At 41.5% G+C, this 19,850-nt stretch carries 22 protein-coding genes and 1 riboswitch; of the genes, 3 read left to right on the top strand and 19 right to left on the bottom strand.

Annotation, left to right across the window (positions count from 1 at the left end; translation table 11 throughout):
• Window positions 1-126: 126 nt before the first annotated feature.
• The 17 genes from AC6CIB_RS12775 to AC6CIB_RS12695 form a co-directional block, all read right to left on the bottom strand.
• The gene (locus tag AC6CIB_RS12775; RefSeq protein WP_498281184.1) at window positions 127-285 is read right to left on the bottom strand and encodes a YuzK family famiily protein; all 159 of its coding nucleotides are present in this window, start codon (window positions 283-285) and stop codon (window positions 127-129) included.
• A 661-nt stretch (window positions 286-946) separates the two neighbouring features.
• Window positions 947-1,312: a carboxymuconolactone decarboxylase family protein gene (locus AC6CIB_RS12770; RefSeq protein WP_498281182.1), complete on the bottom strand. Its 366-nt coding sequence runs from the start codon at window positions 1,310-1,312 to the stop codon at window positions 947-949.
• 139 nt (window positions 1,313-1,451) lie between these two features.
• Window positions 1,452-2,273, bottom strand: coding sequence for a MetQ/NlpA family ABC transporter substrate-binding protein (locus tag AC6CIB_RS12765; protein WP_498281180.1), 822 nt, complete (start codon window positions 2,271-2,273; stop codon window positions 1,452-1,454).
• Window positions 2,274-2,288: 15 nt separating this feature from the next.
• Window positions 2,289-2,957, bottom strand: a complete 669-nt coding sequence (locus tag AC6CIB_RS12760) for a methionine ABC transporter permease (protein WP_498281178.1) — start codon at window positions 2,955-2,957, stop codon at window positions 2,289-2,291.
• Entirely contained in the window at window positions 2,954-3,976 is a 1,023-nt protein-coding gene (locus tag AC6CIB_RS12755; protein WP_498281418.1) for a methionine ABC transporter ATP-binding protein, read from the bottom strand. Before AC6CIB_RS12755 ends, AC6CIB_RS12760 begins: the two co-directional genes overlap by 4 nt.
• A 150-nt stretch (window positions 3,977-4,126) precedes the next feature.
• A riboswitch (SAM riboswitch) is annotated at window positions 4,127-4,233 on the bottom strand.
• A 110-nt stretch (window positions 4,234-4,343) separates the two neighbouring features.
• The gene (locus tag AC6CIB_RS12750; protein WP_498281177.1) at window positions 4,344-4,694 is read right to left on the bottom strand and encodes a hypothetical protein; all 351 of its coding nucleotides are present in this window, start codon (window positions 4,692-4,694) and stop codon (window positions 4,344-4,346) included.
• Between the two features lie 277 nt (window positions 4,695-4,971).
• Complete coding sequence (locus tag AC6CIB_RS12745; protein ID WP_498281175.1) at window positions 4,972-5,289, bottom strand: thioredoxin family protein; 318 nt, start codon at window positions 5,287-5,289, stop codon at window positions 4,972-4,974.
• Window positions 5,290-5,291: 2 nt separating this feature from the next.
• Window positions 5,292-5,651 carry a toprim domain-containing protein gene (locus AC6CIB_RS12740; protein ID WP_498281173.1) on the bottom strand — a complete coding sequence of 120 codons (360 nt, stop codon included), beginning with the start codon at window positions 5,649-5,651 and terminating at the stop codon, window positions 5,292-5,294.
• Between the two features lie 181 nt (window positions 5,652-5,832).
• Window positions 5,833-6,069: a YusG family protein gene (locus AC6CIB_RS12735; RefSeq protein ID WP_498281171.1), complete on the bottom strand. Its 237-nt coding sequence runs from the start codon at window positions 6,067-6,069 to the stop codon at window positions 5,833-5,835.
• Between the two features lie 623 nt (window positions 6,070-6,692).
• The gene (gcvH, locus tag AC6CIB_RS12730; protein ID WP_044338178.1) at window positions 6,693-7,076 is read right to left on the bottom strand and encodes a glycine cleavage system protein GcvH; all 384 of its coding nucleotides are present in this window, start codon (window positions 7,074-7,076) and stop codon (window positions 6,693-6,695) included.
• A gap of 126 nt (window positions 7,077-7,202) precedes the next feature.
• The gene (locus AC6CIB_RS12725; protein ID WP_498281170.1) at window positions 7,203-7,559 is read right to left on the bottom strand and encodes an arsenate reductase family protein; all 357 of its coding nucleotides are present in this window, start codon (window positions 7,557-7,559) and stop codon (window positions 7,203-7,205) included.
• Between the two features lie 117 nt (window positions 7,560-7,676).
• On the bottom strand, window positions 7,677-7,979 hold the full coding sequence (locus tag AC6CIB_RS12720; RefSeq protein ID WP_498281168.1) for an ArsR/SmtB family transcription factor: 303 nt from the start codon (window positions 7,977-7,979) through the stop codon (window positions 7,677-7,679).
• Between the two features lie 32 nt (window positions 7,980-8,011).
• A complete protein-coding gene (locus AC6CIB_RS12715) occupies window positions 8,012-8,137 on the bottom strand; it encodes a hypothetical protein (protein ID WP_498281166.1) in 126 nt (41 codons plus the stop codon).
• The gene (locus AC6CIB_RS12710; protein ID WP_498281164.1) at window positions 8,138-8,791 is read right to left on the bottom strand and encodes an SDR family NAD(P)-dependent oxidoreductase; all 654 of its coding nucleotides are present in this window, start codon (window positions 8,789-8,791) and stop codon (window positions 8,138-8,140) included. It abuts the gene before it with no gap.
• 81 nt (window positions 8,792-8,872) lie between these two features.
• Window positions 8,873-10,657: an acyl-CoA dehydrogenase FadE gene (locus AC6CIB_RS12705; protein WP_498281162.1), complete on the bottom strand. Its 1,785-nt coding sequence runs from the start codon at window positions 10,655-10,657 to the stop codon at window positions 8,873-8,875.
• 70 nt (window positions 10,658-10,727) lie between these two features.
• Window positions 10,728-11,906 carry an acetyl-CoA C-acetyltransferase gene (locus tag AC6CIB_RS12700; RefSeq protein ID WP_498281160.1) on the bottom strand — a complete coding sequence of 393 codons (1,179 nt, stop codon included), beginning with the start codon at window positions 11,904-11,906 and terminating at the stop codon, window positions 10,728-10,730.
• 37 nt (window positions 11,907-11,943) lie between these two features.
• Window positions 11,944-14,328 (bottom strand): 3-hydroxyacyl-CoA dehydrogenase/enoyl-CoA hydratase family protein, encoded by a 2,385-nt coding sequence (locus AC6CIB_RS12695; protein ID WP_498281158.1) that lies wholly within the window; start codon window positions 14,326-14,328, stop codon window positions 11,944-11,946.
• Between the two features lie 244 nt (window positions 14,329-14,572).
• Between AC6CIB_RS12695 and AC6CIB_RS12690 the strand changes: the two genes are divergently transcribed.
• The 3 genes from AC6CIB_RS12690 (at window position 14,573) to AC6CIB_RS12680 (ending at window position 17,457) form a co-directional block, all read left to right on the top strand.
• Window positions 14,573-16,153: a bifunctional metallophosphatase/5'-nucleotidase gene (locus AC6CIB_RS12690; protein ID WP_498281156.1), complete on the top strand. Its 1,581-nt coding sequence runs from the start codon at window positions 14,573-14,575 to the stop codon at window positions 16,151-16,153.
• An 88-nt stretch (window positions 16,154-16,241) separates the two neighbouring features.
• Entirely contained in the window at window positions 16,242-16,379 is a 138-nt protein-coding gene (locus AC6CIB_RS12685) for a YuzL family protein (protein ID WP_113969033.1), read from the top strand.
• A 451-nt stretch (window positions 16,380-16,830) separates the two neighbouring features.
• Window positions 16,831-17,457, top strand: coding sequence for a YczE/YyaS/YitT family protein (locus AC6CIB_RS12680; RefSeq protein WP_498281154.1), 627 nt, complete (start codon window positions 16,831-16,833; stop codon window positions 17,455-17,457).
• Window positions 17,458-17,593: 136 nt separating this feature from the next.
• On the opposite strand, the gene AC6CIB_RS12675 is transcribed toward AC6CIB_RS12680, so the two are convergent.
• Together AC6CIB_RS12675 and AC6CIB_RS12670 are read right to left on the bottom strand one after the other, a co-directional pair.
• A complete protein-coding gene (locus tag AC6CIB_RS12675) occupies window positions 17,594-19,057 on the bottom strand; it encodes a potassium/proton antiporter (protein ID WP_498281152.1) in 1,464 nt (487 codons plus the stop codon).
• 164 nt (window positions 19,058-19,221) lie between these two features.
• Window positions 19,222-19,737, bottom strand: coding sequence for a GNAT family N-acetyltransferase (locus tag AC6CIB_RS12670; protein WP_498281416.1), 516 nt, complete (start codon window positions 19,735-19,737; stop codon window positions 19,222-19,224).
• Window positions 19,738-19,850 lie beyond the last annotated feature (113 nt).

Here is a 19,850-nt window from a genome sequence, read left to right as displayed (position 1 = left end):
ACACTGATACAAGTTTAAATCCATGAGACCGTTCGCTATGTCCATCGATTTTTAAGGCTTGAGGCTGATTGCATAACAATAAAAAACCAGTGCATCGTCTACACTGGTTTCCTTTTTTCTTCCTTATTATATATTAGCGTGCACCTTACGATCAAGTGCAGCAATCATTCTTCTGCTCTCCTTATAGTCCTGCTCTCTTCTTTTCTCTACTTGCATTCTGACATCATGCTTTCGTTTGTACACCTCATAACCAATCCCATGGGCTCCATGCATTGCCTTTTCCATTTCACTTGTGTACGAGATACTCTCAAGAGAGTCGATAATGAATCATTCCTTTCAAGTTTTTAATTACTTTATAACTATACTACCCCCTCGTTCACAAGACAAAACCAGTATAGGGTCATTTTTTCTTATATTTATCCTTATCATCCTAACTTCAAGGGGTTACCTTTAAGTTTTCACAAAATTCCGCCATTATACTGCCAATTAATAGCTTTTTTAATAAATATATATTTTCTTGAATAAGTATTCATAATGTATTGAGCTATTATTGCCCTTTTCACTCCTGCTACAATTGAAGGCTTTCAAAATGACCTCTGTCAACAAGTGTGTGCTTGATGGTGAGGGGAACCGCTCCGCTTGCAGCTAGCGTACCGCCGGCCTCCTCAGCTTAGCCGAACGGGGTCTCCCCACGCCCGTTCTTCCGCAGGAGTCAACGCGGTTCCCCCACCATCTATATGAAATTTTCTTGACAGAGCTTAAAGCTGACAAAACAATACAGAATTTCCAGTATTAAATCGACCACTGCTCTCTTAAAAAGAGGTTGTTTTCTAATAGTGGATTATATAAAAAAATCAACTACTACTTTCTCTGTAAAAAATAACAACAATGTTTAGAAAAGAGCAAAAAAATCGAGAAGGATATCTCCCTCTCGATTTCATTACCCTTATTGCTTTAACTGATTCAAATCCTGAATCGATTGCTGTACTAACGTCACAGCCTGACTCATGACCGCTCCGCCTCCAAATGCAGCCGTTACTCCGAGTGCTTCAAGGATTTCTTCTTCTGAACATCCTTGATCCAGGCATCCTTTTGTGTGGTAGATGATGCAATATTCATCCTGGGAATAAAGACTGATTCCTAACGCGATCAACTGCTTTTCTTTTTTAGAAAGAATCCCTTCTCTAAAGCAGTGCTCAGTGAACGCATTATACTGCTCGGCAAGCTCAGGCATTTTTTCAGTGAAGATTCCAAGTCCCATTTTATAATCATGAAGGGTAGCTTCTGTTGTATTTCTTGGTTCCATCTGCATTTCATTCAGCTCCATTCCAGAAATAGATTCATCGAAAATAGTATGAACCAATAAGGAAATGATTATGTTAAAAATTTGGGGAAACCTTACAATGAAAAAAAACCGATTCTGTACAGTGTCAGAATCGGGTTTGCACACTTTATTCACTTACCGGCACAACGGCTCCATCCCATTCTTCATTAATGAAGTCCTGGATTTCTTTCGAACGTAGTGCTTCCACTAGAGCTTTTACTTCTTCTTTGTTTTCGTCACCTTTGTTAACTGCAATCACATTCACATATGGAGAGTTACTATCTTCAATGGCAATTGAATCTTCAAGAGGTTTCAACCCTGCATCGATAGCATAGTTAGAATTAATGACAACTGCGTCCCCTTCTTCGTTTTCATACATTTGTGGAAGAAGAGCTGCTTCGTACTCATAATCGAATTGGATGTTTCTGGGGTTTTCTTTGATGTCTTCAATTTGTGCTTGCGTATTTTCCACCCCATCCTTTAAAGTGATGAGACCTTTTTTCTCTAATAATGTAAGGATACGTCCATGGTCCGATACAGAGTTACTCATTAAGATCGTAGCGCCTTCAGGAAGCTCCTCGAGAGATTTGTATTTTTTAGAATAAACACCGATTGGCTCAATATGAATTCCGCCTGCATTGACAAAATCATATTCATTTTCCTTCATTTGCAAGTCCATATAAGGTGTGGTCTGGAAATAGTTCGCATCTATATCTCCATTATCCAGATCTTTATTGGGGAGGATATAGTCTTGATACGTTTCAATTTGTAAGTCGATCCCTTTTTCTTCCAAGACAGGCTTCACTTGTTCAAGGATTTCAGCGTGTGGAATATTAGATGCACCTACCACCAATTCCTTTTCGTCATTTCCCGAACCTGAATCACTCCCACATGCTGCTAATCCAAAAATACTTGTTGCTGTTATAACTCCTGCTACCCATTTTTTCATTTAATTTCTCTCCTTTTATCGTTTATCTAATTTATTTGTAAAAAAATCACCCAGTATCTGAATCGCAAACACAATGAGTAAAATCATTATGGTTGCGGCGATCGTCACGTCTTCCCTGCTTCGTTGAAAGCCATCTAAATAAGCTAGGTTACCAAGTCCTCCAGCTCCGATGACCCCGGCCATTGCCGTGTATCCAACAAGGGCGATGGCTGTCACCGTAATCCCTGAAATCAAAGCAGGCATTGATTCTGGTATCAGTACTTTCCATATAATTGTGCTAGTCTTTGCCCCCATTGCTTTCGCGGCTTCGATGACGCCTTTGTTCACTTCTCTTAAAGCAATTTCTACCATGCGGGCGTAAAACGGAGCAGCTCCGATAATCAGTGCCGGCAGAGCTGCATTCGCTCCACGTATTGTGTCCAATAGTAACTTGGTGAATGGAATTAACAACACGATCAAAATAATGAAGGGAATGGATCTGAACACATTTACGACTGCACTTGTAATCGTATATGTCAGTTTGTTATCCCATAGATTTCCCTTTGAAGTAAGGAAGAGCAAAATCCCAAGGATCATTCCGAGTACAAAGGTAATCAATACAGACATCCCGGTCATATACAGGGTTTCGAGGGTTGCTTCCCACATCTTCTCCCAATCAACATTTGGAAATAAATTTTCAATCATCCTCTCAACACCTCCACTTGAACCAGTTGCTCTTCAGCAAACGCCAATGCATCTTTAATGGTTTGTTCATCCCCATCAAGGTGAACAAATAACGTTCCATAGGCACCTTTTTGGGTTTGGGAGATTTGTCCTTGTAGGATGTTTACTTCTAAGTCAAACTTTCTTATCAGCGCGGTGATGAGCGGCTGCTCAGTTGATTCACCTACAAAAGTAAATTTCAGCATTTTTCCATTAGGATATTGCGTCAATAGGTGATCAATGGTTTCACCCGTTTCCTTTACTTGGGAGACTTCTCTTACGAAACGCTTTGTAACTTGCTCTTTTGGATTTCGGAACACTTCCAATACATCCCCGAGTTCCACGACTTTTCCCTGTTCCATGACTGCGACACGGTGACAGATCTTCTGAATCACGTGCATTTCATGAGTGATCAGGACAATCGTCAGCCCTAAGCGTTTATTAATATCCACCAATAAATCAAGGATGGAATCGGTTGTTTGTGGATCTAAAGCGGAAGTAGCTTCATCACATAGAAGGACATCGGGATTGTTAGCAAGCGACCTCGCAATCCCCACTCGTTGTTTCTGTCCGCCGCTCAGTTGAGACGGATAGGCACCTCCTCTGCCTTCCAAGCCTACAAGCTTCAATAATTCATTGGCTCTATGGACTCTCTCTTTCTTTGAAACGCCAGCAATTTCTAATGGGAACTGTATATTTTCTAATACAGTACGAGACCAGAGGAGATTAAAGTGTTGAAAGATCATGCCTATTGACCGTCTTGCTTCCCGAAGCTTTTTACCCTTTACTTGGGAAACGATTTGACCATTCACGTCCACTATTCCATCTGTAGGAACTTCGAGACCATTGAGCATGCGAATCAGCGTACTCTTACCTGCTCCACTATAGCCAATCACTCCAAAAATTTCCCCTTGGGCAATATCAATATCGACCCCATCAACGGCTGAGATCGGACCCGATTTGGATTGATATATTTTCTTCACATCTGAAATGGTAATCATGTTGTATTCCACCTTCTTTCGGAGTAAAACGAGCTGTTTAATCAGAATTATTGTTGTATTCACCTGATGTTTCCTGCTCCTTTTTCTGAAGCAATAAAAAATGCCTTCCTGCGATAAGCAGAAAGGCATAATCATATAGGACTATCCTTTCTCTCATCTTTCAAAGCAAATGCTTTGAGTGAATTGGCACCATTTCAATTTTCATTGACGGTTGCCGGGCTTCAAAGGGCACGTCCCTCCACCTCTCTTAATAAGAGTAAAGTATATTATTTAATTATTTGGAATAGTTAAAGACTCTGAAAATTTGCTACAAGAGAGATTCTATCACCTGATTTAGAGTGTGTCAATTATTTTTTCAGCTTGATGTTTAGACTTCAACCGGCTCTTTTTCTCTGGATCTCGTTAGCCAAAGGACCGACTCCACAAATAATAGCGGACGATACCCTCCCCTTATTTCCAGGGCTCCGTCCTCAATCAGTTGAGACAACCGTTCTTCCCCTGTGAGTAGAGAAACCACTGTGTCCTCCATTCCTTCAATGACGAAGTGAGCATCACCACTTATATCATCTAATACAGCGCACCTCTTACTCGAAATAATAATGCCGTACACGTCACTTCCACAATCAAAATGAAGAATAAATGGGGCGTCTGGAAATAAGAGTCGTAAGTGATATCTTGAATGACACTGATCTACTAATTCCTCTAAATATATTCTCATGAGTACCCTCCCAGTGAAACTTCTATATAATAACAATTCCACTTTTAGGTATTTTCCCCTTCAATACTTTCTCGACATGTTTTGAACCGATCCATCTAATTTGTCGAACAGTAAGAATTTGGATAATTTCTGGTCAAAAAATGATGTCATTCGCAACATTTCCCGAGAAATATGTCTTCGTTTGTAGAAAGAAAATCGTTCTATAATTGGATTTATGAGGAAATAGGTGAAATCAGACAAATAAAAAAGACCTTCTCCCAAAAGGTCTCTTATCCCTCTAACTATCCGCGGTCTCATTTAGGGTTTCATATAAAAATGGCACGGATTGAAAGGCATAAACCCTTTCCTTTTCGACGCCATCCTTAAATAAAAGTAGGCAGGGTACACTTTCGATGGATTGCTCTTCTGCAAATTGGGGCAAGTAATTCAAGTTGGCCTTCGAAAAATGAAAGGATTGTGGAAGCTTCTCCACTACGTCAATCATCTTGCTTGCAACCTGACAGGTACCACACATCGGTGTATAAAGATAAACAGCTTCGAACGCATGGTCTTCAATCGATTGTTTTAAAGTTCCGGTACTACTTACCTCAATCAAAACTAGATCATCCTTTTTCCTAGAAATTCTTTATGAACGTCGATATTGGCTCCAATAAGCACTGACGCGAGGTGATACTCCGGAGCTGCGGCCACTTCCTTGTACATACGATCAATATACAAATGTTCAGCTTCAGGAAACTCACGTTTAAATTGCTTGCGTAGTTTTTCACCTGCATCATCAGCATCTACTAATATATAGACATCCCTTTCCAATAAAGCGTCAATGAGTTCGTCCATTTTCGTAATGCTAATGGTCCCGTTTGTGCAAATAATTTCAATCGGTTCTTTAATGATATCTTTTACTTTTCGTTTGTCAGTTGTTCCTTCGACAATGATTACTTTTTCGTCAAGTTCCATCATGATCATCACCTTATCTTTCATAAATAAGATTACGATAGTATATTCAAATAACAAGAGATGATGTCCACTTTCTACTTATATTTTCTCATGTTTATAAAAAAAAGTGCAAGTGGCTTGCCTAAACCATCTACTTATACGAATGGTGCCAGATTCATTAATGAATCTGGCACCACGAGCCTCTCTAACACCAGCCACCCTCATCACAATCGGTGTATCTTGCTTGATCGCCTTCTGTGGATGTGTAGCTTTGATAAATTTTATTTTCTTTTGCTTCAAAGTTCGGCTCCATGGTTATTCCGTCAAGAGGCAAAGCCATTCTCCCGATTGGCTGATTATCCAAATATAGTTCTACTTCACCATCTCTAAGTTTTCCTGTCACTCTATTGGTTACATCTAATTTCTTAGGCTCAAGTACCATTTGTGTTCATCCTTTCTCGGTGAAAGGCTCTTTTCGCAAATGTTGCTATTTAACAGAAGAAAGTAATAGTTGATTTCCGCTACAGGATGCTCGCTTTCCGCGGGGCGGGCGGTGAGCCTCCTCGTCGCTGCGCTCCTGCGGGGTCTCACCTGTCCCGCTATTCCCGCAGGAGTCGAGCACCTTCCGCTCCAATCAACTTTCCCAGCATGAAGTTTTTCTATTATATAAATTTTTCAGAAGACAAACTCTTTTAAAGAGTGCAGCGGTGGATTTTCTCTCTTAAGGACTAGAAATTCTGCTTTCTTTAGATTTTTTTGTCCAATAAGCTCTGTCAAGCAAGTTTCTTAAAGGTGGTGATGGGAACTGCGTAGACTCCTGCGGAAAAACAGGCGTGCCGAGACCCCGTTCGGCTAAGCCGGGGAGAATATCGGCCGTACGCTAGCTGCAAGTGAAGCGGTTCCCCTCACCATCTAACACTCACTGGTTGACAGAGCCCTGGCAGAACTTATGTTACAAAACAACATACTTTGCAAAAAGAGCCTTGTGAAAAAACGTCTACTCATATGGTACCCAAAATAAAAAACAAAACACCTTGAGAAATTCTCAAGGTGCTACTGAAGAAATTATCCTTCATTAATCATTTCGTCATACTGTTCAGCTGTCATAAGCTTGTCTACTTCTCCAGCATCTGAAGGTTCAACAACGATCATCCATGCTTTTTCGTAAGGTGATTCGTTCACGAATTCAGGGCTATCAGATAGCTCTTCATTCACTTCTACCACTTTACCCGATACAGGCGCATATAGCTCTGAAACGGTTTTAACCGATTCAACACTACCGAATGGCTCGTCCGCTTTAATCTCATCTCCAACCTCTGGTAACTCAACGAATACGATATCGCCCAGCTCAGATTGTGCAAATGATGTGATTCCTACGCGTACATTTTCACCTTCAACTTTGACCCACTCATGTTCTTCTGAATAACGAAGTTCTTTCGGTGTACTCATTCCTATCCCTCCAAATGCTAGTTATACAACCTAATATTGACACACTTTTCATTGAAAAAGCAAGAAAACTAAGCGTGAATAAGGAAACTTTTTCATTGTCCATGATTTGGTAATCATAGACCTCTTTTACTTCCAGGTTTCTTCAAAGGTTTCTTCCTTGAAACCAACTGTCACCTTGTTTCCATCTGCTGTAATTGGACGCTTGATCAGCATCCCGTCTGTGGAAAGGATTTCTAATAATTCCTCATCAGAAGCTGAGTTTACTTTATCTTTCAATCCTAGTTCACGATACTTTTTACCACTTGTATTGAAGAACTTTTTAAGAGGTAAATCACTCTTTTCATATAGGCTTTTAAGCTCGTCTTTAGACGGTGGGTTTTGGACAATATGTATTTCATTCATTGCTATATCTTGATCTTCAAGCCACTTCTTTGCTTTCCGGCACGTACCACACTTTGGATAAGAATAAAAAGTCAACGACATCATTCCACCACCTTTCATTATGATCTGGATGAAGCAAGGCTCCATCCAGCATTCTGTATTGCACGAATCTATCTCTACATTCGACAATATTCTTTATTATCCTTCTTTTAAGAAACATTACTCACATTGTTTTTCAACCGTCTCAACCAGTTCCTTCAAAAGGACGGTTGCATTATCCAATTCAAGAGAATAGAAGCGTTGCGTCCCCCTTTGCTCTAATGACACTAATTGCTGATCTCTCAGGATCTTTAAATGGTGAGAAACAGCAGGGCGCGATAATGTCAGATTTTCAGTAATTTGATTGACCGTAAGAGGTTCTTGTTCGGCAAGAAGTAATATTATGTCCTGACGATAAGGATCACTCAGTGCTTGAAATAATGGAATACAAGCACGAAATGTTTCGATTGCTTTTTGACCCATAGTCTTCTCCCTTCAAACTCATTCACATTCAATTATACCTGTTCTTGTACTTTACGAACAATATTTGTGGCCATTTTCCTGGGTATAAAACTAATGGACCGAGTCAGCAATCTGTTTTTAATACCTGGGATGATAACGGTTTTGTTCTTCGTCATCATTTAGTTATACCCCTCTTCTACCACTTCTTCCACGCTCATCACACCAGACAAAAATAGTTTTGAAGATTGTAGGTCAGCTGCATCGCTGAATCCCGTTTTGGTAGCTCCTGGGCACAAAGCGGTCACTTTCACTCCGTGTGATGTCCATTCATTTGCCAATGCTTCTGAGATAAAAAGGACATACGCTTTGGTTGCATAGTAAACGGCCAATAATGGACCCGGTTGGAATGCGGCTGTTGAGGCTACATTTAGAATTTGTCCACTATTTCTGCCCAACATTTCTTTTCCAAAATACTTGCTTAGCTCTGTAAGGGCAGTTATATTCACTTGAATCATGTCGAGCTCTTTTGATAGCGCTGTTTGCTCGAATTCACCAAACAAACCGAAGCCTGCGTTATTGATAAGGATATCTACCTGAATCTCTTGTGTTTTCACTTCCTCATATAACGTTTCAGATGCTCCAGGTTTGGAAAGGTCTGATGGTATGACGTATGATTTCACTCCGTACTTACTTTCTATTTCTTTTGATAGAGTTCGAAGCTTCTCCTCACTTCTTGCCCCGAGAATCACATCATGACCTGAACCTGCAAATTTATGACTAAAGTGCAAACCGATACCATTTGAAGCTCCTGTAATTAAAACTGTCTTATTCATCTATGATTACCACCTCAACTTCAATGTTCAAACACAAAGGGACGGACCTCCATTCAGAGGTCCGTCCCTTAAACTACTCAATTAAAGTGTATATTTTTCTGCGTCGATCAGCTTTTCTGATGCCGCACGTTTAACTGCGATCACGTTGATCGGTGTATGGCGGGTGAATTTACGAAGTGCGGATAGCATCATCCGCAGTGTGTCACCCGTTTCAGTTGCTACAAGCGTTTCTTTCGCATGTTGTTCGATTTCGTTGAATGCTTCTTGACAGAAGATTTGTGTGTAAAGAAGTTTTTGTTGAGCTTTCTCTACTCCACCTTTTTGAATCGCTTTTTCTGTTCTAAGAACAACGGACTCCATCGCGTAAGCGTTTGAAACGATATCGGCAATGTTCACAAGGATTTCCTGCTCTTTTTCAAGAGCCTTACCGAATTTTTGAGCCGCTAAACCAGCAAGCATCAAGCCGATTTTCTTAGCGTTTTTCATAAGGTATTTTTCCTGAGCAAGTGGCTCATCGCCTACTTCTTCTGGCATAAGCATCATTAATTCCTCTTGAAGTGCCTGTGCTTTTTGAAGTAGTGGAAGTTCACCTTTCATGGCTTTACGGAGGTATGTGCCAGGAACCAGAAGACGATTGATTTCATTCGTTCCTTCAAAAATACGGTTGATACGGGAGTCACGGTACATTCTTTCAATCTCGTATTCCTGCATAAATCCGTATCCACCATGAAGTTGAACACCCTCATCGACTACATAATCCAGTACTTCTGTTGCGAAGAATTTATTCAATGAACACTCAATCGCGTATTCTGCAATCGACTTTGCCACTTCAGTTCCGTTCTTCACTTCTTCATCCGTAAGCTTGCTCATACGATCCTCGAACAATCCTACTGTACGGTAAACGGAGCTTTCTGCTGCGTATAATTTAGACGCCATTGTTGCCAGTTTTTCTTTTGTCAGGTTGAAAGCAGAAATTGGTGTTTTGAATTGCTGACGTTGATTAGTGTATTGTACCGTTACCTCTAATGCACGTTTACTTGCTCCGACAGCCCCTACCCCTAATTTGTAACGGCCGATGTTTAAGATATTGAAGGCAATGATATGACCTTTCCCGCTATCCCCAAGAAGGTTTTCCACTGGAATTTCAGCATCTTCCAGAATTAATGTTCGAGTGGATGAGCTTTTGATACCCATTTTCTTCTCTTCCGGACCAGTTGAAACGCCAGGGAATTCTTTTTCTACGATAAACGCAGAGAAATGCTCCCCATCGATTTTTGCGTACACAACGAATACATCAGCAAATGCAGAGTTCGTGATCCACTGCTTCTCACCATTTAAAATGTAGTGAGTACCTTCTGCATTCAATTTAGCTGTCGTTTTGGCTCCCAGAGCATCTGAACCTGAACCCGGCTCTGTTAATGCGTATGCTGCCAGTTTCTCACCAGTTGCCAGTGGAGGAAGGTATTTTTGCTTTTGCTCTTCGTTACCGAACAGAACGATTGGCAGTGAACCGATTCCAACGTGTGCACCGTGAGAAATGGAGAATCCACCTGCGCGGGACATTTTTTCAGCAATCAGTGCCGAGCTTACTTTGTCTAATCCAAGACCGCCGTATTCTTCAGGAACATCTGCCCCTAGAAGCCCGAGATCTCCCGCTTCTTTTAATAGACGAACAGAGTGGTCAAATTCATGGTTTTCCAGATTATCAATCACAGGTACCACTTCATTTAACACATAATCCTCGGTTGTTTTGGCAATCATTTTTTGTTCATCAGAGTATTCCTCCGGTGTGAAAACTTGCTCACAGCTTACATCTTCAATTAAAAAACTTCCACCCTTGATCAGCTTTTCTGTTTGATTCGCCATTTCGAATCCCCCTAAAAATTATTATTTTGAAGGAGTAAGGTGCCTCGGCATTCGAGGTCCTTCCCTCCTATTAACCTATTAATTCAAAGACGCCGGCTGCACCCATACCGCCGCCGATACACATGGTGACGATACCGAATTGTTGGTTTCTGCGTTTCATTTCGTGTACGAGGGAAAGGGTCAGCTTCGCACCTGTACAACCCAGTGGATGACCAAGAGCGATGGCTCCACCGTTTACGTTCACTTTTTCTTCATCTAATCCCAGCTGACGAATGACTTGGATGGATTGAGAAGCGAATGCTTCATTCAGCTCAAAAAGTCCGATATCCGACAGCTCCAATCCTGCCATTTTCAATGCGCGTGGAATTGCTTCGACTGGACCGATTCCCATGATCTCAGGTGGCACTCCCGCTACGGCAAAACTTCTGAATTTCGCCATAGGCTGAAGACCAAGGGTTCCTGCTTTTTCACGATCCATCACCATGACCGCTGCCGCGCCGTCACTCGTTTGTGAAGAATTCCCTGCTGTTACAGACCCCTTCACATTGAATGCCGGGCGTAACTTAGCCAGTACTTCCGAACTTGTTTCAGCACGTACACCTTCGTCTTTTGAAAATTGGAATGATTTCTCGACCAGTTTACTTTCATTGCTTACTGAACGATGAAGCACATCAACCGGTACGATTTCATCGTCGAATTTCCCATCTGCGATCGCTTTTGCCGCTTTTTGGTGACTTCTTACTGCGAATGCATCTTGATCTTCACGGGATACACCGAACTTTCTTGCCACCTGCTCAGCTGTGTGCCCCATACTCATGTAGTATTGAGGCGCATTTTCAGCTAACCTGGCATTCGGACGGACTACGTGACCCATCATGGGAACAAGACTCATGGATTCAGCTCCACCTGCAATCGCCGTATCAGAGTGACCAAGCATGATTTTTTCTGCAGCATAAGCAATGGATTGCAATCCAGATGAACAATAACGGTTAATCGTAATCGCCGGTACTGAATCAGGCAGTCCTGCAAGACCACCGATATTTCTTGCCATGTTTAACCCTTGTTCTGCTTCAGGCATCGCGCATCCGATGATCAAATCATCGATATTGCCTTCATAGTTTCCTGCACGTTTGAGGGTTTCTTTAACTACAAGTGCCCCAAGATCATCTGGTCGCACCTGTGCTAATGATCCTTTTCTTGATTTTCCGACTGGTGTTCTTGCACCAGCAACAATGACTGCTTCACGCATGAAATTCCCCCGCTTTCTAATATGGTGTAAACGCTGATTAATTGCGTAATGGTTTTCCTTTAACAAGCATGTGCTGCATTCTTTGTTGTGATTTCGGCTGTGCAACAAGACTCAGGAACGCTTCTCTTTCAAGGTCCAACAGGTACTGTTCATCAACTTCTGTTCCGTACGGTACTTTTCCACCTGCGATCACGTAAGCAAGCTTTTTCGCGATCATCAGATCATGTTCTGAAATAAAGCCTGATTGGAGCATGGATTGAGCTCCAAGAAGAAGGGTTGCATATCCTGTTTCACCGACAACGGGTACTTTCTTACGGATCGGAGCTGAGTATCCACCTTCGTATAGGCTTAGTGCAGCCTGTTTTGCATCGTATAGCAGATGATCATTGTTTACACTTACTCCATCTGCTTTATTTAAGAAGTTGTTGTCTCTAGCTTCATCACCAGATGTGGAAACCTTCGCCGTAGCAATCGTTTCGAATACTTTATTGGCCACTTTTTGAAGATCGAATTCCACTCCATTTGGAAGGTTCGCTAAGTGCTTCATATAAAGCTCTTTGTTTCCACCGCCTCCAGGGATCAAACCAACACCAACTTCCACTAAGCCCATGTACGTTTCCATGGAAGCCTGGATGTGGGCAGCCGGTAAGCAAACTTCGCTCCCTCCGCCTAATGTCATGCCGAATGGTGCTGCTACAACTGGTTTCGTTGAATATTTGATCTTCATCATCGCCTGCTGGAAGTGTCGCACGACCATATCGATTTCAAAGACGTTGTCATCCTGCGCTTCCATGAGAATCATGGCAAGGTTCGCTCCAACACAGAAGTTCTTGCCCTGGTTTCCGATGACGAGTCCTTTGTAATTTTTCTCTACTTCATCAACTGCAAAATTAATCATTTGCGTAATATCTAATCCAATGGCGTTATTTGGAGAATGGAATTCAAGAAGCGCGATTCCATCACCGATATCAATTAAGCTTGCTCCGGAATTCTTTTTGATCAGCTTCCCTTGCGTCTTAAGCGCCTTTAAGTCGAGTGCCTTCGGGTTTCGCTCTACAAGTTGGTAGTCTCCATGGTGATAGAAGTAACGCTCTCCATCTTCTTCTTTATAGAAAGTGGAGTGACCTTCAACGAGCATGGTTTCCACCCACCCAGGTACCTTGAAGCCTTCTTCTTTCATACGGGTTACAGACTTTTCAACTCCGATCGCATCCCATGTTTCAAATGGACCCAGTTCCCAGCCGAAGCCCCATTTCATGGCCTGGTCGATGCCTACGATATCATCAGCGATTTCACCGTGCAGCTGGGCTGAATAGATTAAGACCGGGGACATGATATTCCATAGGAGCGTGCCTGCTTGATCTTTCGCATATACAAGTGATTTTATTTTATTTTTTAAGCCTTTTTCATTTTTCGCCATTTCAAGTGAAGCGGTTTTCAACTTTTGGCGTGGCTGATACTCCATTGTTTCAGGATTAAGCTCCAGAATCTCTTTTCCTTGTTTCAGGAAAAATCCCTGTCCACTCTTACTTCCCAGCCATCCATTCTCAAGCATTTTTTGCATGAAGGATGGTACTTCAAATACCTTTTGCTCTTCACCATCTACCTGGTCGTACACATTCTTCGCTACATGTGCGAATGTATCAAGTCCAACCACATCAAGTGTACGGAAAGTGGCACTTTTCGGTCTTCCGATCGTTGGTCCCGTGATAGAATCAACTTCTCCTACAGAGTAGCCGCCTTTCAGCATTTCTTGAACAGTAATGAGCAATCCATACGTTCCGATCCGGTTTGCAATGAAGTTCGGCGTATCTTTCGCCATCACGACACCCTTACCAAGGATGTCTTCACCAAATGTCTTCATGAAACTGACTACTTCCGGATCCGTCTTCTTCGTTGGAATCACTTCAAGAAGCTTTAAGTAACGAGGCGGATTGAAGAAATGCGTGCCTAAGAAATTCTTTTGGAAATCATCGCTTCGCCCTTCTGACATAGCCTCGATTGAAATCCCGGATGTATTTGAACTGATGATGCTACCCGGTTTTCGATAGCGTTCCACTTGTTCGAACACTTTCTTCTTGATATCTAAATTCTCGACGACTACTTCAATCACCCAGTCACAATCCCCGATATTTGTAAGATCATCCTCGAAGTTGCCTGCTGTAATAAGTGAAGCGTTTTGCTTTGATGTCAATGGCGCCGGTTTTTGTTTGAAGAGCTTTTTTAAAGCGTTTTCACTAAATTGATTACGAAACGCCTTGCTCTCTTCTGTCAGTCCCTTTGCTTTATGTTCGTCGGTTAATTCTCTTGGTACGATATCTAATAACATTGTCGGGATGCCGATATTTGCAAGATGAGCGGCAATCCCTGAACCCATGACTCCTGATCCTAACACTGCGGCTTTCTGAATTCTACGAACCAATGGTATTTCCCCCTTTTACACACTTTGAATGAATACTCATTCATTTTTTATTCAAAAAAAAGACTCGAATGAGTTCCTGTTACATCTAATATATCTGATTTTCTAAAATATCGCAATATTTAAAAGACTAAAAATGATAAATTTTACAAAAACTTTGGTGTTTTTACTGTGTCATGTTCTTCCTGGATAATGTAAACTTGATACACAAGAATGTACTGAAAATTTTAAGGATATGGAGGATGGAATGAAAAAACATACGACATCTATCACGATTCTTGAAACCAGTGATATTCACGGGCATATATTCCCTTACTATTATGGAACTAAGAAAAAGGCAACCGTTGGATTAGGTAAAATCGCTGCCTATATAAAAGAAATACGAGACCAAACCGGCAATGTATTGGTCATTGATAACGGGGATCTCTATCAAGGCACTCCCCTTACTTATTACTATATGAAACAAGCTCGTCATTTGCCAAACCCTTTTGTTTCAATTTTACATGAAATAAATTATGATGCAGCCGTGATCGGCAATCATGAATTCAATTATGGGATGGAACCCTTACGTAAAGCTCATCAAGAAGCAGAGTATCCTTTTTTAGCCGCTAATATCCTCGATAAGGGGACGATGAAACCATTGTTCGGACTCCCTTACTTTATCAAAGTGTTCCCAAATGGGGTGAAAGCAGCTGTACTTGGTGTAACGACACATTATATTCCAAACTGGGAAAATCCCTCTCACATTGTCGATTTGTCATTCGAAGATGCCTTTACCTCAACTCTTAATTGGGTTTCCTACATCCGCACAGTAGAAAAACCTGATGTGATGATTGTTTCGTATCATGGGGGCTTTGAAAAGGATATTCAAACCGGTTCACCAACTGAACGACAAACTGGTGAAAACCAAGGCTATAAGATTTGTCAGAAAATAAAAGGAATCGATGTGATGCTGACCGGTCATCAACACAGAAAACTTGCCGGCACCATCAATGGTGTTTCAATCGTTCAGCCGGGAATGCATGGTGAGAGCATCGGACATATTACCATTGAGTTACAAAGAAACAAGCACGGATGGACGATTGTAAACAAGGTGCCTTCAATCATTTCCATGGAAGGAATGGAGGCCGATAAGAAGGTCCTTTCCACAGCCCGGGATATTGAAAGCAAAACACAATCCTGGCTGGACCAACCCATTGGTACAATTGAAGGATATATGCAGATAGTAGATACATTCGAGGCTCGTATTAAGGAACATCCATTCATTGAGTTCATCCAGCGCGTCCAAATGGAGGCAGCGGACGTTTCCATTTCAGCAACCGCTCTATTTAGTGAATCACAACAGGGCCTGCCCAGTATAGTCACATTGAGGGACATCGTGTCTAATTACATCTATCCCAATACTTTAACCGTTCTTGAGCTTACAGGTAGAGACATACGACTTGCCCTTGAGCGCTCGGCATCTTATTTTACTGTAAACCAAGCAGGGGTGCTTAGTGTGAACCCTGATTTCACCACCCCTAAACCTCAGCATTATAATTATGATATGTGGGAAGGAATTGACTACGTGTTGAATATCAGCCATCCAATAGGAGAACGAGTCACTTCCCTCTTCTACAATGGGGAACCCTTAGCAGAAGATCAGGAATATCAAGTCGTCATGAACCATTACCGGGCAGGTGGCGGCGGAGAATACTCCATGTTCAAAAACAAGAAGGTTATCAAAGAGATCCAAATCGACATGACCGAGTTGATTGCTGATTACTTCCTCAAACATAAAACAATAAAAGCTGCCTGTAATCACAATTGGAAAGTTGTGGTCGATTAAGAGGGACGGACCTCACTTTGAGGTCTGTCCCTCTTCTTTTTCATAATTCTATATGGATAAGGGAATCTTAGTAATGGAGGTGTTCGACATGGCTAAGCATAAGAAAAATCCTTCAAAAGCTGGAGTAAGTGCGGCAAGTGTGAAGGGTGACGCTGGTCCTACCGTTGATATGGACGGCGGAGGGAAAAGAAACAGTCAAAACAATCAATTTAAGAAGCAACCATAGTAAGTTAGGAAGAATAGCACCCGATTTTGTTGGTCGGGTGCTTTTTTTGCGTAAAGTTGATGGTTTGGGCGTGAGTGATTACCGTTTCAAAGGGATTTATAGGCCATTGGGAAATTGATCGACCGTTGTTTGGATATATCGACCGTTATATCGATTTATCAACCGTCATCCAGATTTATCGACCGTTATTTCATTTTATCAACCGTATTTTCAATATATCGACCGTTCGACAAATTTCGCTAAAAGCACACACACTAATCCCCCAATAACTCTTCCAATCTTTTTCCCTTCTCATACAAAAATTAACTTTGCCTTGTCCCCACTTTTACAGTAAACTAAGAATATAAATTTTAAGTCGTCAGACCTCCTACTTTATCATCACCACCTAAGGTAGCTCGTCTGTTTTTTAATGTACAGTAATGATAACGTTTACAGAGAAGGAGACTATGCAATGAAGCGCAGACTTTTGTTTTTTACGATTGGACTTTTTATTTTGACAATGGGGGTTGCCTTGATTATTAAATCTGGTTTGGGTGCCTCTGCTTGGGATGCCCTGGCCGTTGGGGAATCGAATATGTTTGGGATTACGGTTGGAACCGCTGTTTTCATAAATGGGATTGTACTGATCGGCCTTAATGCTCTTATTATGAAGAAGAAGCCTGATGTATTGGCTGCGGGGTCCATTCTTGTGATTGGTCTTTTGATTGATTTTTGGTTACTGGTTGTCTTTAATAATTATGCGCCTGAGATGCTGATGAATCAGGTGTTTGCCCTTGCTTCAGGCATTTTGACAATGGGACTTGGTATTGCGATTTACTTACAGGCTAAATTCCCGGCAAGCCCGATGGATACACTTATGGTGGCAATCCATACGCGTTTCGGATTAAATCTTCGTAATTCCCGTATCATCAGTGAAGGATTTGCTCTGTCACTGGCATTCCTGTTTAAGGGTGATATTGGAATCGGTACAATCATTGTTACGCTCCTATTAGGATTCGTGGTTCAATATAGCTTCCCGATTTTCGAACAGCTCTTTGAGAGAAAATCAATGGGTAAAGCAGCCGTTTCTGCTGATTAATCAAAAAAAAGCAATCTTCCAAGTGGGAGATTGCTTTTTTATTTAGTGACATATTGAAAGATTTTGTCTCATCTCGGATGAGGGGGCTCGTGCCCGGCTCAAGCATCTGAAGAGGAAACGGGGATAATTGTTCTGTTTAAGTGGAACTTAATCCCCCTTTAGAATTCAAGAGCTCATTGATACGCTTTCTCTGACTTTTATTTGCAAGCACATAGAGTGTATCGCCCGCTTTGATGACGGTGTCTCCCATTGGAGTGATTAGTTCATTGTTTCGAATAACTGCTGAAATCAATGTTTTCTCAGGGAGGTTGATGTCTTTAATCGACTTGTTTGTAATAAAGGCATCGTCGTTAATGAGAATTTCGAGCATTTCATTGTTGGTTTTACCAATTGAAACAAGTTCTATGCTATGAGCGATAGGAGGTCTTTCTTCTCCAGCAAGTTTAAGGTAGTTGGCTAAAGGTGAAATGGTCGTTCCTTGGATCAGAGCGGATAGAAGAACAACGAAAAACACGACGTTGAAGATGACTTCATTGTTTTCGATATTGGCTACCATTGGATACGTTGCCAATACGATTGGTACCGCGCCTTTCAAACCTGCCCATGAGATGAAGAACTTTTCTTTTACCGTAAAGTTCTTTGCCAGAGCAAGGCTTAAATAGACTCCCAGTGGTCTCGCTACTACAATCAATAGAATCGAGAGAACAATACCTTGCCACGCAATGCTTGGCAAATGCTGAGGGAAAACTAGTAAACCCAGCAGGATAAACATGACGATTTGCATCATCCAGGCAAATCCTTCATTAAAGCGGACAATCGAATGTCGATAGGTCAATTCCTGATTTCCGACTACAATCGCCATGATATAGACAGCTAATAGACCGCTCGCTTCAAGTATGCTCGTAAATGCGTATGTGAAGATCGCCAGTGAGATAGACAGAACAGGATACAAACCGGATGAATCAAGATTAATCCGATTGATGATCCATACAGATGCCCATCCCAGTGCCAGACCAAGTACTAATCCCATACCCATCTGCCAAAAAAAGCTTAAAATCAAGGTAGCTGGATTTAATCCGGGAAATTGGATCAATTGCAAAAAAGCTACCGTCAAAAAGATTGCCATCGGGTCGTTACTGCCTGATTCTGCTTCCAGTGTAGAAGAAATTTTAGGTTTGATGTTTTTGTTCCCTAAAACGGAGAAAACCGCTGCAGCGTCCGTTGAACCAACGATTGCCCCAAATAACATCCCTTCCAGCCAGCTTACATCCAGAATGAACTTTGCTGCCACTCCAATCGAAAGTGTGGTCACAATGACTCCAATGGTTGCCAGTGATAATGAAGGTTTATAGACACTTTTCACATTACTCCATTTCGTCTGAAGTCCACCTTCAAACAGGATGATGATTAAAGCAAGTGTTCCGATGAATTGTGTCATTGGAGCATTATCGAAGAAGAAATATGTATTTAATACCATACCTACGATGATAAATAAAATAAGTGAGGGAACGCCTAATCGTGTGGAGAACTTAGCGGTTACAACACCGACTAAAAGCAAGAGGCCAAGCAGTAAAGTCAAGTTATCAATGGTAATTTCCATTTTATCGCCTCTTATTTCATGAAGATTATTCTCTTTTATTATATAATATTGTGAATAACGTAACAATTAAAAAGCCTTGCCCGTGACCATACTAATCGAAACTTCTGAAAGTATAAGCGGGATGAACTCCATTTCCCTCTTACTGTTCAGAAGTTGAGCCGAAATCAACCACTCCTCTCCTTTCGGCTTAAGTTTTTCCCCATAATGATATATTCGTGGGGAACATGTGGATAGAATCCATCACGAAGGGTTTTCCAGTCTTGAGAATGATAAAAGTCAATGGCTGATTGATTATCCTTGCGGGTTGTAAGAAGTGCTCTTTCCTCTCTTCTATGCTGCAATAATATTCCCATCAGTCGTTTAGCAATACCTTTTCCTCTGTAATCGGGATGAACACCAAGTTCGACCAGCTCCATGCAATTCTCCATCCACTCACGATTCGGGTGTAAATGACGGGACAAGAGCTCGTGGTAATATTGCCCTTTTTTAGAGGAATATCCATATACGTACCCTGCGACTTCATCACCCACAATAGCGAGATATCCTTCAAAATGCGGGTACATAGAATGACGTCTAAACTGTTGTTCCATGCCGGCTGGATCCACCTTAAAGAGTTGGCAATAAAGCTTAATCATTTTCTTGAAATATTTTCCTTCTACTTTAATAGGAACGATATTCATTTTCACTCTAACCTCCCATACTGATTATGAATGCCTCTATTCGCAAAGATTGTTGTTTTAAAACACATGACCTGCCAAGGCTCTGTCAATCAGTTTGTGCGTGATAGTGAGGG

Source organism: Rossellomorea sp. GQ25, from assembly GCF_059758515.1.
Note: the sequence above shows the minus strand (reverse complement) of the source record. Positions and strands in the feature narration are given on the sequence as shown.

What these genes read in the sequence shown, in the direction of transcription:
- AC6CIB_RS12775 (WP_498281184.1), bottom strand. Translation starts at nt 285, where the DNA reads ATGGAAAAGGCAATGCATGGAGCCCATGGGATTGGTTATGAGGTGTAC.
- AC6CIB_RS12770 (WP_498281182.1), bottom strand. Translation starts at nt 1,312, where the DNA reads ATGCAGATGGAACCAAGAAATACAACAGAAGCTACCCTTCATGATTAT.
- AC6CIB_RS12765 (WP_498281180.1), bottom strand. Translation starts at nt 2,273, where the DNA reads ATGAAAAAATGGGTAGCAGGAGTTATAACAGCAACAAGTATTTTTGGA.
- AC6CIB_RS12760 (WP_498281178.1), bottom strand. Translation starts at nt 2,957, where the DNA reads ATGATTGAAAATTTATTTCCAAATGTTGATTGGGAGAAGATGTGGGAA.
- AC6CIB_RS12755 (WP_498281418.1), bottom strand. Translation starts at nt 3,976, where the DNA reads ATGATTACCATTTCAGATGTGAAGAAAATATATCAATCCAAATCGGGT.
- AC6CIB_RS12750 (WP_498281177.1), bottom strand. Translation starts at nt 4,694, where the DNA reads ATGAGAATATATTTAGAGGAATTAGTAGATCAGTGTCATTCAAGATAT.
- AC6CIB_RS12740 (WP_498281173.1), bottom strand. Translation starts at nt 5,651, where the DNA reads ATGATGGAACTTGACGAAAAAGTAATCATTGTCGAAGGAACAACTGAC.
- AC6CIB_RS12735 (WP_498281171.1), bottom strand. Translation starts at nt 6,069, where the DNA reads ATGGTACTTGAGCCTAAGAAATTAGATGTAACCAATAGAGTGACAGGA.
- gcvH (WP_044338178.1), bottom strand. Translation starts at nt 7,076, where the DNA reads ATGAGTACACCGAAAGAACTTCGTTATTCAGAAGAACATGAGTGGGTC.
- AC6CIB_RS12725 (WP_498281170.1), bottom strand. Translation starts at nt 7,559, where the DNA reads ATGTCGTTGACTTTTTATTCTTATCCAAAGTGTGGTACGTGCCGGAAA.
- AC6CIB_RS12720 (WP_498281168.1), bottom strand. Translation starts at nt 7,979, where the DNA reads ATGGGTCAAAAAGCAATCGAAACATTTCGTGCTTGTATTCCATTATTT.
- AC6CIB_RS12715 (WP_498281166.1), bottom strand. Translation starts at nt 8,137, where the DNA reads ATGATGACGAAGAACAAAACCGTTATCATCCCAGGTATTAAAAACAGA.
- AC6CIB_RS12710 (WP_498281164.1), bottom strand. Translation starts at nt 8,791, where the DNA reads ATGAATAAGACAGTTTTAATTACAGGAGCTTCAAATGGTATCGGTTTG.
- AC6CIB_RS12705 (WP_498281162.1), bottom strand. Translation starts at nt 10,657, where the DNA reads ATGGCGAATCAAACAGAAAAGCTGATCAAGGGTGGAAGTTTTTTAATT.
- AC6CIB_RS12700 (WP_498281160.1), bottom strand. Translation starts at nt 11,906, where the DNA reads ATGCGTGAAGCAGTCATTGTTGCTGGTGCAAGAACACCAGTCGGAAAA.
- AC6CIB_RS12690 (WP_498281156.1), top strand. Translation starts at nt 14,573, where the DNA reads ATGAAAAAACATACGACATCTATCACGATTCTTGAAACCAGTGATATT.
- AC6CIB_RS12685 (WP_113969033.1), top strand. Translation starts at nt 16,242, where the DNA reads ATGGCTAAGCATAAGAAAAATCCTTCAAAAGCTGGAGTAAGTGCGGCA.
- AC6CIB_RS12680 (WP_498281154.1), top strand. Translation starts at nt 16,831, where the DNA reads ATGAAGCGCAGACTTTTGTTTTTTACGATTGGACTTTTTATTTTGACA.
- AC6CIB_RS12675 (WP_498281152.1), bottom strand. Translation starts at nt 19,057, where the DNA reads ATGGAAATTACCATTGATAACTTGACTTTACTGCTTGGCCTCTTGCTT.
- AC6CIB_RS12670 (WP_498281416.1), bottom strand. Translation starts at nt 19,737, where the DNA reads ATGAATATCGTTCCTATTAAAGTAGAAGGAAAATATTTCAAGAAAATG.